Origin of the sequence: Mariniflexile maritimum (genome assembly GCF_009746565.1) — a bacterium.
GTDB classification, from domain to species: Bacteria; Bacteroidota; Bacteroidia; order Flavobacteriales; family Flavobacteriaceae; genus Mariniflexile; species Mariniflexile maritimum.
Map to the genome: position 1 here is coordinate 294,028 of NZ_WRPN01000003.1, position 13,434 is coordinate 307,461.

10 protein-coding genes are annotated in these 13,434 nt (G+C 39.9%); 6 read left to right on the forward strand and 4 right to left on the reverse strand.

Annotated elements, in window-relative coordinates:
* Positions 1-9: 9 nt before the first annotated feature.
* Positions 10-447 carry a DUF2383 domain-containing protein gene (locus tag GQO80_RS06625; protein WP_157207550.1) on the reverse strand — a complete coding sequence of 146 codons (438 nt, stop codon included), beginning with the start codon at positions 445-447 and terminating at the stop codon, positions 10-12.
* A 123-nt stretch (positions 448-570) separates the two neighbouring features.
* Here GQO80_RS06625 and GQO80_RS06630 point away from each other — a divergent pair, with 123 nt between their 5' ends.
* From GQO80_RS06630 to GQO80_RS06650, 5 genes are all read left to right on the forward strand, one after another.
* Positions 571-1,302, forward strand: coding sequence for a tRNA1(Val) (adenine(37)-N6)-methyltransferase (locus tag GQO80_RS06630; protein ID WP_157207551.1), 732 nt, complete (start codon positions 571-573; stop codon positions 1,300-1,302).
* A 51-nt stretch (positions 1,303-1,353) separates the two neighbouring features.
* Positions 1,354-2,532, forward strand: a complete 1,179-nt coding sequence (locus tag GQO80_RS06635; protein ID WP_157207552.1) for an acyl-CoA dehydrogenase family protein — start codon at positions 1,354-1,356, stop codon at positions 2,530-2,532.
* A gap of 209 nt (positions 2,533-2,741) precedes the next feature.
* Entirely contained in the window at positions 2,742-6,221 is a 3,480-nt protein-coding gene (locus tag GQO80_RS06640; RefSeq protein ID WP_157207553.1) for a hypothetical protein, read from the forward strand.
* Positions 6,222-6,624: 403 nt separating this feature from the next.
* Positions 6,625-7,341 (forward strand): SGNH/GDSL hydrolase family protein, encoded by a 717-nt coding sequence (locus GQO80_RS06645; RefSeq protein WP_157207554.1) that lies wholly within the window; start codon positions 6,625-6,627, stop codon positions 7,339-7,341.
* A 7-nt stretch (positions 7,342-7,348) separates the two neighbouring features.
* Positions 7,349-8,248: a metallophosphoesterase family protein gene (locus GQO80_RS06650; protein WP_157207555.1), complete on the forward strand. Its 900-nt coding sequence runs from the start codon at positions 7,349-7,351 to the stop codon at positions 8,246-8,248.
* Here the strand turns inward: GQO80_RS06650 and GQO80_RS06655 are convergent.
* The 3 genes from GQO80_RS06655 to hflX form a co-directional block, all read right to left on the reverse strand.
* Entirely contained in the window at positions 8,245-8,574 is a 330-nt protein-coding gene (locus GQO80_RS06655; protein ID WP_157207556.1) for a 2Fe-2S iron-sulfur cluster-binding family protein, read from the reverse strand. The genes GQO80_RS06650 and GQO80_RS06655 overlap by 4 nt on opposite strands.
* A 155-nt stretch (positions 8,575-8,729) precedes the next feature.
* Entirely contained in the window at positions 8,730-10,997 is a 2,268-nt protein-coding gene (locus GQO80_RS06660) for a transglycosylase domain-containing protein (RefSeq protein ID WP_157207557.1), read from the reverse strand.
* Positions 10,998-11,141: 144 nt separating this feature from the next.
* Positions 11,142-12,353, reverse strand: coding sequence for a GTPase HflX (hflX, locus tag GQO80_RS06665; protein ID WP_157207558.1), 1,212 nt, complete (start codon positions 12,351-12,353; stop codon positions 11,142-11,144).
* 75 nt (positions 12,354-12,428) lie between these two features.
* Between hflX and GQO80_RS06670 the strand changes: the two genes are divergently transcribed.
* Entirely contained in the window at positions 12,429-13,397 is a 969-nt protein-coding gene (locus GQO80_RS06670) for an endonuclease/exonuclease/phosphatase family protein (protein WP_157207559.1), read from the forward strand.
* Positions 13,398-13,434: the final 37 nt, after the last annotated feature.

Below are 13,434 nucleotides of genomic sequence, written 5' to 3' on the forward strand. Positions count from 1 at the left end.
AGCGGAGTATCAAGCTACATTGGCCTCGTGCCGCTTCATGGCATGCATAGCGGTTTCAATGGCGTCTCTTTGTTTAACCAATAATTTGCAAACAGATAAGGGCATGTTCATTTCCCTCAGTAAATCATTATAGTGCTCAATGTTCAATTGCTTTATTCTATAAACTTCATCAAGCACATCGCTCTCATTTTCCATCAGCACGATGTTTCTAAAATTTACATCTATTTTATAAAGATGGTTGCTTCTGGACCCCGAGTGTGTAACCTTACCGCCAAATTTTTCAATTTCCGCGCTTAAATCCTTGCCAAATTGGTGCCTTTTATAACCTTGAGCCCTAAAAAATGATTTTAAATTATTATCCGTTACATTTTCAAGTGCCCCTAAGTATATTTGCTCTATCTCATAATTCATGTTCAATAAATTATTTAATTTTCTTAAATGTTCCATAGCTATCCGTTTTAATTATTTTCCCTATTTCACTATATATACGATTACATAACTGGGTTTAGAACCTAAAATTTTATATTTTAACACACTTTAGCATATTTTATCATTTTTTAACAAAAACACATGTCAAACCATCCATTTGTTTTCAAGGAATTTTCCATAAACCAACACCAATGCGCCATGAAAATTGGCACCGATGCCGTTTTGTTGGGCGCATGGACATCTTTGGATAAAAACCCGTTTTCCATACTCGATATTGGCGCGGGCACAGGCATTTTGGCCCTTATTTTGGCACAACGTAGCGCTGCGGTGCCGATAGCTATCGAAATAATTGATGCTATTGAAATAGATGCCGATGCCTACGAACAATGTGTGGAAAACTTTGAAGCATCACCCTGGGGCGACCGCTTGTTTTGTTACCATGCCTCATTACAAGAATTTGTTGACGAAATTGAAGATAGATACGATTTAATAATTTCAAATCCACCGTTTTATTCGGAAGATTATAAACCAAAAAACCATCAGCGCGATCTGGCACGTTTCAATGATGCCATGCCTTTTGAGCACTTAATTGCGGGCGTTTCAAAATTATTGTCGGATGAAGGCATATTTTCGGCAATTATCCCTTTTAAGGAAGAAACTAGGTTTCTCACCATTGCTTCCCGTTTCAACTTATTTCCCAACAGGATTTTGCATGTAAAAGGAACCCCAACTTCGGAAGTGAAGCGTAGCCTTTTGGAAGTATCCTTCCGCGAAAGCGCTATTGAAATGAAGGAATTAATTATTGAAACCGAACGCCACCAATACACCCAAGATTATATCCATTTAACCAAAGATTTCTACTTGAAAATGTAACGAACCATGCTGAATTTGTTAGATTAGTGATACCAAAAAGCCTTTAAGCCCATGAAACCAGATGCATTTGAAGCCCCCGATTATTACCTTGTTGACGAACTGCTAACCGATGAGCATAAACTGGTTAGAAACACCGCCAGAACTTGGGTAAAACGCCACCTATCGCCCATTATTGAAGACTATGCCCAAAAAGCCGAATTTCCAAAACAATTAATAAGCGGTCTAGCCGAGGTTGGCGCTTTTGGTTCCTACATTCCTGTGGAATATGGCGGTGCTGGCCTGGACCAAATATCGTATGGGTTGATTATGCAGGAAATGGAACGCGGCGACTCGGGCATTCGCAGTACGGCCTCGGTGCAATCATCGCTAGTAATGTACCCTATTTGGAACTATGGAAGCGAAGCCCAACGCCAAAAATACCTGCCCAAATTGGCAACCGGCGAATGGATGGGGTGTTTTGGCTTAACCGAACCCGACCATGGCAGTAACCCCGCAGCCATGAAAACTCATTTTATGGACAAAGGCGACCATTTTTTATTGAACGGTGCCAAAATGTGGATTAGCAATGCACCTTTTGCACAAGTGGCCGTGGTTTGGGCCAAAGATGAAACCGGGCGCATTCATGGCCTACTTGTAGAACGCGGTATGGAAGGGTTTACAACCCCCGAAACCCATAACAAATGGTCGTTGCGCGCGAGTGCCACGGGCGAACTCATTTTCGATAATGTAAAAGTGCCCAAAGAAAATATATTGCCCAACAAATCGGGTTTGGGTGCTGCACTTAGTTGTTTGGATGCTGCACGCTATGGCATTGCGTGGGGCGCTATGGGTGCTGCCATGGATTGCTATGATACCGCGCTTAGATATTGTAAAGAACGCCAGCAATTCGGAAAACCTATTGGGCAATTTCAACTGCAACAAAAAAAATTGGCAGAAATGATTACCGAAATAACCAAAGCGCAACTTTTAACTTGGCGCTTAGGCGTTTTAAAAAACGAGAACAAAGCAACCTCGGCACAAATATCCATGGCAAAACGAAACAATGTTGCCATGGCCATACAAATTGCTAGGGAAGCACGCCAAATGCTGGGAGCCATGGGCATAACGGGCGATTATTCCATTATGCGGCATGCCATGAACCTTGAAAGCGTGATTACTTATGAAGGCACACATGATATTCATTTATTAATAACCGGCATGGACGTAACGGGCTTAAATGCTTTTAAATAAAATGAAGCAATATGGAATAATTTGATGTAAAAATCGTTCAACAAGTTGTCTTTTTTAAGCAATTGCACAGCATTTATCGTTCAGAATCAATCCTATAAAAAAGTAACGTATGACAAATATCATCTTTATTAAAAACCGCAGCGAGTAATTTTGGCACGTCCCAATGGAAAACAGGAAAATTTCAACCACAGCATCTAATTAATCTTCAAATGGAAAACAGCAGCAAAATAACAAACGATACCACCAACCAAAGCAGAAAAGACACCGTTCAGTACATCAATCTTCAATTGGCCGCCCTAGGGCAACCGCTTTTTCAGGACCATGAGGATGATTCCGTTAAATTTTGTAACCCAAAATTTCAAACTTTAACCAACGGACTAATTAAGGGTTTTAAGGAAAAATCGCGATTGTTGTCGCAACACTTGGCACCAGCCGATGCGCGTATCCAAAATTTCTTAAATGATTATTTAAAAGAATTGGATTTTAACAAACCGTATGCATTACCAAACAACACGCTTATATTAACCCAAAAAGGTCATGCCCGCGAAATTAGTTTGCCTCCCAATGGAAATAGTTTTAAAAGTGACGATATAATATCGCACCGCATAAAACAAGGCATCTTAAATAACCCCATTAACGATAAACGGACTACCAAAGGCACCTTTCATATCGTTGAAGGCCCTTTGCCCGTACCATTGGATAAAAAGGAAGTGCCAAAAATTGCTTTTGCCCACTTTTTAAATGCTGCTTTCAATCCGTCGGATGCGCTAAAAACCTTACCGTTTACAGCCAACCAAAAAGATCAGGCCAAATTAATGGTATCCCTGTTATTACGTCCTATGGTTTGCCCCGAGGTAAAAGGGGTTATTTCCAAAAAAAGTATGGAAGTGCGCTTTTTCGCCCCAGGAAGTTTAGTAAGTAATCTGGATTTTGTGGAATCTATTTTCGGTAATGCCGGCGACCCCAATTTAGCGCAAAACGATGCGGCCTTAGATACCGAACATTGGACAGGGCATACCGGTTGCATCATTTTAGCCCCTCAATTAAAAACACTTACCAAAAAAGAGGTGGGCCTACCACACTGGGATCAAGCAACAGACCGCCAAAAAAGCGAAGGCATGTGCTGGAAAAAAGACAACGAACTATACAACGATGGCGGTGCGTTTAAAGTAACCTGTAGAGACGACCGTGGCGTGGTGGTTACCATTATTGCCGATAATTATTTTGGCTATTCCAAAAAGGAAATTAAAACACAAATAAGTTATTCAGCCAATTTATTTGGGTTGGTTGAAGAAGAACACTCTGGCGGTGCCATTGCCTATCCACGTGGTGTTATGGGCGATATTGTTGATGGTGCTACTTTCACTAAAAAATTCGACAACCGTTTTATGTTTGAGGATGTAAAAACATTACTGGGCGACCGGATAGACCTAAAACCCGAAAATTATGCCATCGACAAAAACTATCCTAATTTAGTTTATATTCCAGAGAATGCCTACATAAACACAAATACCAACAGCATCACTTGGACTCACAATAACCAAGAACAAAAATTAACCTTATCGCCCAATAAAACGTACATCCACCCCACGGGCAATAAATTCAAACTGGAAAAACATAAAGCCATTTCGTTGTGGCGCATCGTAAACACCGCACCCGAAGGCACTTTTTGCCATAAACCGTGTACGGTTTCCGGTGGCGGAAAATCGGAAATCTCAAAATCGATGCTAAATGCGATTACATATAGCGCTTTTAACGTAATTGACATTGATGCCGATTTTAAAAAAGCCGATGAAATTATCGAATACGATTATTCAAAACGCTGGAAACATTACGACCCAACGTTACCACCATCCGAACCGTTTTTGAGCCCGAAACGAACCTTAGGTTCTGCTGTACGCTTATTGCAGCCTTTAGACGAATATAGCGATGAATACAACCAATTTGTAAAAAACATACCCGTTCACATTCGCTCGTTGGTGCTTTTTGTGAAGCGTTTGTACCGACAGGATTACGACTCGTTAAACTGGAAAGACTGCATGTCGGTTGATATCATAAATGGCCAAAAAGGCACCGGACTTAATTACTTTAACAACCCCGTGGTTGGTAGCTATGTGCGCATTGGCTTTAACCAAGAAGGGCGTTGGTTGCTCAATAAATTGCGATCCGATTTTTCAGCGAGCCAAAAAATACAAATGGAAGATGACATTTCCGCATCCATCACTTTACCTCGAAGCCAATTCAAAAACTTAAATCCAGAATTAAAAAATGCGAGTTTTAAAGTGGTTGCCAACTGCGAAAGCTATCTGTTCCAAAGGCCCGACGAAGCCATCATTAGAGGCTATGATGAAGGTGCCGAACGCGATATCGTTTCACCAGATACCTTCCTAACCAATTATGAGCTGCTTACAAAAAAGGATGCCATCAAAATTTACGAAGACACCATTAATTTCGATAAATACACCCAACCTGTTAAAGACCTTATTTTAAGCATGGTTAACAGCGAAAATGAAGAAGAGTATTTTTGTTTGCCTTCGCACACCCGCATTGTTGATGGCGAACCCACCAAAAACCCGCGTTATTTAGAAAAAAACATTTTTATAAACGAAACGGAAGCGAGTTATTTAGGTGAAATAGGGGTGCGATTATACCGAAAAATAAAATCGGAAGACCCCGTAATCCATGTGGTCAATGCCGTTTTACCGGGCAGAAGAAACAACCCCGTTGATAAAAAAGCGGGCATCCGTCCTTTGGCGGTTTATAACCCTATACATTACCAAGAAACGCCCGAACTGTTCATGGATTTTATTTGTAGCCTTACCGGTAAATCACCATCAACCACCGGTGCGGGCTCTGAGGGAGCTTTAACAAAAGGCCCTTTCAACATGTTAACGCCCACAACCGATTTAAACAATGCACTATTATCGCATATTTTAACAGAATCGAATGCATTTAGTACCGCGGCGGGCTATGTAGGGGCCGAAAATAAAGTGGACCACGACATTAGTTTATTGATTCCCGAAATTTGGGCGCGTTTGGATGAAAAAGACCGCGACCCAAAATTACTTATTGAAGATGGTTCACTTGAAAAAATAGATGATTTTGAATATCATGGTAAAAAAGTATTGGCAAGTCGTTTGGGTTACAGAATAACCAGTAGGTTTTCTTTAAGATGTTTGAACAAATTGTTTGATGAGCCCAATGCTGTTTTCAATGAAAAAATGCTGAAACCAGAATTACAGGGCATGGACGATTATGTTGACGGCATTAACAACATTGTTGAAGCACAGCAAAAAGTGGCCTTACGCTATTTTGAAGATGGCAGTGTAGCATCGGCCATTCCGCCATTAAAAATACTTTTGCACATCATGGCGTATGGCCATTTTGAAGGCAAAGCGATTAACGACCCCGAATTAAGACAGTATTTTGAGCGCGACTATATTATTAAAAGCGACTGGTACCAAGAGCGGTTGAAGCTAAAACAAACAAAAGATGCGGCTTTTTACAGTTCGCAAATAACCTATTTGGAAACATTTATTGCCAACCCCAACAATGCCGGTTTAGTTGCTGAAATGGCCATTGAAGCCCGCTTACAAAAGGTAAGGCAATGGCATAAGGAAGCAATATCGGAAGCCTATTTTAACAGCTTGATAGGCACCATTGGCGCAGACCCTTTGTGCCGAAAGTAAATGACAGCCATTTAGTATTTTAAGACTTGCTCTTTTTCCAGACCTCACAGGAGTTAAAAAAACCTGTGAGGTCTGTTTTTTCCAATAAAAGGCGCGTCGTTTTTTTTTATCCTATTTACTAAACCCGTAGTAAATTCTTGTAGGATGATAGAATGCTTAAAAAAGATACATTTACAGCTTATATTTAGCCTATTTTCATTTTCAAACAACCCTATAATCCACGCTGTTTTTAACAATCTGCGTAACGATTGATTTCTTAGAACAACCAAAACCAATGGGGCTTTTTACAGAGGCCTTTTTTTTTTTAGAAACCTTCATATCAAAAAATGTGTATATTTATTTAAAAAAAATTATGATGATAAAGAACTTATATTTTCTGTTAAGCTGTTTTTGTTGTTTATTTATGAATTGCCAAAACGACCCGATTCCAAAACAAGAAAAAACCGAAATAGTAGGTATTGAAACACAGCAGCCCGAACCACAGCCACAACCCGAACCCAACCCCGATATGCCGCAAAACCCTTCAAACATAAAAATACTTGCGCTTGGCGATAGCTATACCATTGGCGAAAGCGTATGTGAAACCTGCCGATTTCCTGAACAATTGAAAAAAGGCATGAGCGAAAAATTAAAAAATGCACTTGTTACTTTAAATATTGTTGCCCGTACGGGATGGACCACGTCGTCGTTAAAAAATGCCATCTCAAACGCCAATTTGTCCACGGATCACGATTTGGTAACGCTTCTTATTGGGGTGAACAACCAATACCAAAACCAACCGTTTGAAATGTTCCAAAACGAGTTTCCGGAGTTGGCCAATGCTGCCATTCAATATGCAAAAGGAGAAAAAAAGAACGTTATCGTTATTTCCATTCCAGATTATGCCTATACACCCTTTGGCAAGGGAAACAAGGCCATTTCTGAAGCCATTGACCGCTACAACAATTTTATTGAATCCTATTGCTCTCAAAAGGGCATTACCTATATTTACATTACCGACATCACACGAAAAGGATTGCTAGAACCCAATTTGGTAGCCTCCGATGGGTTACATCCTTCGGAAGTTGCTTATTCCAGATTTGTCGAACGCCTCCTTCCTGTGGCATTAGGAAAACTTTAGAACTGCTATGTTTACAACCAAACGAAGATTGGATAACGCTTATAAAAAAGCAAAAATCATTGATTTTGATGATAGTAGCAAATTCATTTTATTCAGTGATTGCCACAGAAGCGACAATAGTTTTGCCGACGATTTTGCCAATAACCGGAACATTTATTTTCACGCACTTCGCCATTATTACAACCATGGTTTTATGTATTGTGAAATTGGCGACGGTGATGAGCTATGGGAAAACATAGCGTTTGAACCCATTTTTGAAGCCCATAAAAACGTGTACATGCTCATGCAACTGTTCCATAAACAAAACCGTTTGCACATGCTTTGGGGCAACCACGATATGGTTTACCGAAACCCCAATTATGTTAAAAAACACCTTTCAACCTATTTCGACAAGGTAACGGGTGAAGAGGTTGAATTGTTTAAGAACATCAAGTACCATGAAAGCGTTATTTTAAAACATACCGAAACGGGACAGGAACTTTTTTTAACCCACGGACATCAGGCCGATGCCTGGAACTATATCTTTTGGAAATGGAGTCGGTTTTTAGTTAGGATTCTGTGGAAACCCTTGAACGTGATGGGTATTTCAGACCCCACACAACCTGCCAAAAATTACAAGGAACTGATAAAGATTGAACGGCGCACCAAAAAATGGATCATAGAAAACAATAATATCATTACCATAGTGGGCCATACCCACCGCCCCAGGTTTCCAGAACATGGTGATATTGCTTATTTTAACGATGGTAGTTGTGTGCACCCTAGAAGCATCACCGGCATAGAAATTGAAAATGGCGAAATTTGCTTGGTAAAATGGCAAATCAATACCAATAACGACGGTATTTTACAAATTGTTAGAGATGTTTTAGAGGGCCCCAGAAAAATAAGTGGCTATAAAACCAATTAGCACTCGGGGGCAAGCTGTACTTCCAAGCCGTTTAAATCGGGCGTCATTTGTATTTGGCAACCCAAACGGCTATTGACCTTCACATCAAAGGCTTCAGAGAGCATCGCTTCTTCATCATCGCTCATTTCGGGCAATTCCGTATTGCTTAAAACATAACATTGGCAAGAGGCACACATAGCCATACCACCGCAAACGCCAATGGTACCTTCTGGCGCAAGTTCATACGAACGTACCACTTCCATAAGGTTCATAGCCATATCGGTAGGTGCTGAAACTTGGTGTTTTTTACCGTCTCTATCTGTAATGTTTATGGTAATATCTATCATTTTTACTGCGCTGGTATTTTAATTCAGGGTTCTATTCTTTTTGGTCTTTCGTAATTTTTAAACGAAAGTTCGGCAAAAATAAAACATTTTTTTTTATCAGCAAATTTTAATTCCTATTATTTTTATAGACTTAATAGGGTAATTTTTGCATCATCTTACTTATCATTTTTATTAGTTTCTTTATTAAATTTCCGTTCTTTTTTCTTGCTGCCAAAAATTCGTTTAAAAAAACCATCGCGTTTTTCTGCATCACAATCCAAATCATCCAACACTTGCGCCGAAGGTTCCTCGAACTTACTTTTGGTAATCGCATCATATCGGGAATCGGCATTTAATTTTTGATAAAACGCAGCAAACATGGGCAATGCCGCATTAGCACCTTGGCCTATTGCCGTTGACTTAAACCCGATACTTTCGTTATCGTTCCCGACCCAGGAAACCGAAACCAATTTGGGCGTAATACCCACAAACCATGCATCTTTATTGTTTTGGGTGGTTCCTGTTTTTCCCGCAAGAGCGTTTGGAAGGTTGTATTTAGTGCGTAACCTACTAGCGGTTCCAGAGTTGACTGTGGCCTGCAAAATTTGAAGCATGACCTGGCGGGTATAATCGCTAAAAGCTTTTTCCTGCGAAATTTTAGGTTTAAAGGTTGCTATTATACGGCCGTTTTTGTCTTCAATTTTAGTAATTGCATAAGGCTTTATGGGTTTGCTCCCATTCACGTAGCTCGCATAGGCACCCGTTAATACTTCCAAATTAAGGGTTGCCACCCCTAATGCCAGCGACGGTTGTTTGGGCAACTCTTTTGAAATACCCATTTTTTTCGCTTGTTCCATAACGCTCTCAATGCCAACCTCTTTAAGGACTTTTACTGCAATGGTGTTAATGGAATTGCTTAAAGCAGTCTCTAAATTATAATTAAGGTGCGGATCTGCTTCCGTTTCACCTGAATTTGTTGGGGTCCAGTTATCAAAATCGGTATAGGTTACCGCCGCCAAAGGAAAATAAGTACATGGTTTCATACCGTTTTCAATCGCTGCCGTGTAAACAATGGGTTTAAACGTGGAACCTGCCTGCCGTTCGCTTTGTGAAATATGGTCGTATTTAAAAAACCGAAAATCAATACCGCCAATATAGGTTAGAATAGCTCCCGTTTGGGGTTCTATGGAAAGCATGCCCGTGTTTAAAAATTTGAGATAATGCTTTAAGCTATCTATAACCGACATATTTTGAACCGTATCACCTGTCCACCTAAACAATTCCGTTTTTCGCTTTACGGACAATGAGTCAAAGATTTGTGATTCAGATAATCCTGCTCCTTTAAATGATTTATAAGAAGGCATCCGTTGTAAAGATGCCTGAACAATCCTCTTGTTTAGCCATGGAGCAGCGTTTCCATAGGATTTTTCGTGGATGCTTTGCAAAGCGGCAAGATGTGTTTTCATGGCGTCTTCCGCATAGGCTTGCATGGTAGAATCTAAGGTTGTATATACCTTCAATCCATCTTGATACAAATCGTAGGCATCGCCATTGGGCTTTCTTAATGTATCGAGAATTGCGGCCAATTCATTTTTTACTGCTGCCCTAAAATAAGGTGCCAACCCTACATCGTGATTAAAGGAGCGATAGTTTAGAACGATATGCTGTTTAGCAAGCAATTGCACCGAATCGGCAGATATGTAACCATATTTAAGCATTTGGTGGAACACCACATTGCGCCGCAATTGACTTCGCGCTGCGTAAAGACGCGGATTATAATAGCTCGTCGCTTTCAATGTTCCTATAAGCGTTGCTGCTTCCGAGTGGGTTAAAGCCGTCGCTGGTTTATTAAAAAATTTGCGAGCTGCACTTTCAATACCATAGGTGTTATCGGGAAACGGAACGGTATTCAAATAGAGCGTTAGTATTTCTTCCTTTGAATAAATTTCTTCAATACGCTTGGCTATAATGGCTTCCTTAAATTTATTGATAAGCATACCGAAAAGCGCATAATTCTTTCTACCAAAAAGATTTTTAGCCAATTGCAGGGTGATGGTGCTACCCCCGCCAGCCGCTTTATCTTGCAATACGATATTTTTTACAAAAACACGTACTAAACTTACGTTATCAACTCCATCGTGCTCGTAAAAACGGGCATCTTCGGTAGCAACCAGCGCATTGATAAGTGGTTTGGGAAAATCGGCAAATTTCAATGGTTGCCTATCATAAATAAAATATTTGCCAATTAATTTCCCGTTCCTATCGAATAGTTGGGTCGCTTCTGCTTGCTTAATGGAACGTAACGCTTCCTTGGTAGGCAATTCCCCAAAAAAACCCAAAAAGGTGCTACAAAAAATAATTGCAAAAAAAACAATTACCGAGCCAGCACATATTAACGCCCACTTAAACCATTTCTTTTTTAAAAAAGATGAGATCACGTTCATTTAAAGGATTCCTTTTGTTACCATAGCAAGCAAAAATCGGTATAATCGTATTTTAGGCTTGAACATATCGAAACCATTTTTGATGGTATCAGAAAATAAATGGCAGGATAGGCAAAATCAAATTAAGTTCTTCGCAAACTTCATCTACAAAGTCTCATCATAATCGGGATATAAAAACTTGTTGTAGGGAAAACGGGTTATGTGAATGTTGCGAACTTCGTCATAAACACGTTTTTTAAAATCTTCTAAGTTCTCTTTATTTATGGCCGAAATAAACAGCGCATTATTACCAATCTTGCTCATCCAGGTGCTTTTCCATTCGTTAAGCGAATAGTGCCGCTTGGTTCGTTCGGTTTGCAAATCATCTGAATCTAAAGGTTCCGCCTTATAAGCATCAATTTTATTGAAAACCATGATGGTTGGCTTGTCGGCACATTTAATTTCACCTAAAATTTTATTTACCGATTCAATATGTTCTTCAAAATTAGGATGGGAAATATCAACAACGTGCAGCAATAAATCGGCTTCCCTAACCTCATCCAGCGTTCCTTTAAAACTTTCAACGAGTTGGGTGGGCAGTTTTCTAATAAAACCTACGGTATCGCTTAACAAAAAGGGCAGGTTTTGAATGACTACTTTCCGAACAGTGGTATCCAACGTTGCAAATAATTTGTTTTCAGCAAACACATCGCTTTTACTAATTACGTTCATTAAGGTTGATTTACCAACATTGGTATAGCCTACCAAAGCCACCCGCACCATGGCGCCCCGATTACCACGTTGTACCGACATTTGCCTGTCGATAGTTTTAAGTTTTTCTTTAAGTAAAGCTATTTTATCGCGCACAATTCGCCTGTCGGTTTCAATTTCCGTTTCCCCCGGCCCACGCATCCCAATGCCCCCTTTTTGGCGTTCCAAATGCGTCCACATACCCCGTAACCGTGGCAACAAATATTCGCACTGTGCCAGTTCCACTTGGGTTCGGGCGTAACTGGTTTGGGCACGTTGCGCAAAAATATCGAGTATTAAATTGGTACGGTCCAGCACTTTACAGTTTAATATTTTACTGATATTGCGCTCTTGCGATGCCGATAGTTCGTCATCAAAAATAGCAGTTCCAACATCGTTCTCGTCAATAAATTGACGCACATCTTCCATTTTACCAGTTCCCAAAAATGTTTTAGGATTCGGCATTTCCATTTTTTGAGTGAACCTTTTCACTACCTCCCCGCCTGCGGTATAGGTTAAAAACTCCAATTCATCTAAATATTCTTTAGATTTTGCTTCATCTTGATCTTTAGTTACAACGCCAATTAAAACAGCCCTTTCTAAAGAAACATCTTTTTTTTCTATCATAAATTTAAGGTAATATGCAAAGTTACATAATTGCATCCATTTTAATTTTTATATTTTTGACCACAATTTTGATTTATGAGTGACTATTCCGAAGCCTTTTTATTGAAAGATGATTTGTACACCGTGGCATTTTACAATCTTGAGAATTTATATGATTTTTATGATGATGCCAAGAGTAACGATAACGATTTTTTACCCATTTCAATAAAAAGATGGACTCCAAAACGCTACGACAATAAACTTAGGAAATTAAGTTTCGCCATTTCCAATATCGGGAAAAAAGAAACAGGAAAACACCCTGTTTTAGTGGGTCTTGCAGAAGTTGAAAACGCCAAGGTTATAAACGATTTAATAAACTACAAGCATTTAGAGCCCTGCAATTACGGGTATGTACATTACAACTCGCTGGACGAGCGCGGTATAGATGTCGCTTTGTTATACGATAAAAAGGCCTTTACGGTTACCCATTCTGGAGTGTTCCGGATACCATTGCTCCATGAATCGGGCTTGCCCGATTATACTAGGGATATTTTAATGGTTACCGGCTTATTGCATGGCGAAGAAATAACTGTTTTAGTGAACCATTGGTCGTCCAGACGGGAAGGTGAAAAGGAAACCGAGCCAAAACGGATGGCTTCGGCACTGAAAGTGAATGAAATTATTGCCGATTTAAAACTAAAAAAACCTGAAGCCAAAATTATTGTGATGGGCGATTTTAACGACGACCCATCAAGCAACAGCATTAAAAGTTTGGTTTTGGGCTCTAATCTGTACAATGCCATGGCTACCTTGCGCTCGTTCAGCAAAGGCTCGACCAACCATAACCGACAATGGAATTTATTTGATCAAATAATCATTTCAACTAATTTTTTTGAAAGCACGCCCAATGCATTAGCTTATGAAAGTGCCCATATTTTTGATGAAGATTTTTTGAAAACGGCACAGGGCAAGTTTAAGGGCACACCTTACAGGACCTATGTAGGCAGAACCTACCAAGGCGGTTATAGCGATCATTTTCCGGTGTACGCTATCTTTAGGAAATAATTTCATAAAAAAAACCCAAAACACGGTAAAGCGTTTT

What these genes read in the sequence shown, in the direction of transcription:
- GQO80_RS06640 (WP_157207553.1), top strand. Translation starts at nt 2,742, where the DNA reads ATGGAAAACAGCAGCAAAATAACAAACGATACCACCAACCAAAGCAGA.
- GQO80_RS06660 (WP_157207557.1), bottom strand. Translation starts at nt 10,997, where the DNA reads ATGAACGTGATCTCATCTTTTTTAAAAAAGAAATGGTTTAAGTGGGCG.
- GQO80_RS06635 (WP_157207552.1), top strand. Translation starts at nt 1,354, where the DNA reads ATGAAACCAGATGCATTTGAAGCCCCCGATTATTACCTTGTTGACGAA.
- GQO80_RS06655 (WP_157207556.1), bottom strand. Translation starts at nt 8,574, where the DNA reads ATGATAGATATTACCATAAACATTACAGATAGAGACGGTAAAAAACAC.
- GQO80_RS06670 (WP_157207559.1), top strand. Translation starts at nt 12,429, where the DNA reads ATGAGTGACTATTCCGAAGCCTTTTTATTGAAAGATGATTTGTACACC.
- GQO80_RS06625 (WP_157207550.1), bottom strand. Translation starts at nt 447, where the DNA reads ATGGAACATTTAAGAAAATTAAATAATTTATTGAACATGAATTATGAG.
- GQO80_RS06645 (WP_157207554.1), top strand. Translation starts at nt 6,625, where the DNA reads ATGAATTGCCAAAACGACCCGATTCCAAAACAAGAAAAAACCGAAATA.
- hflX (WP_157207558.1), bottom strand. Translation starts at nt 12,353, where the DNA reads ATGATAGAAAAAAAAGATGTTTCTTTAGAAAGGGCTGTTTTAATTGGC.
- GQO80_RS06630 (WP_157207551.1), top strand. Translation starts at nt 571, where the DNA reads ATGTCAAACCATCCATTTGTTTTCAAGGAATTTTCCATAAACCAACAC.
- GQO80_RS06650 (WP_157207555.1), top strand. Translation starts at nt 7,349, where the DNA reads ATGTTTACAACCAAACGAAGATTGGATAACGCTTATAAAAAAGCAAAA.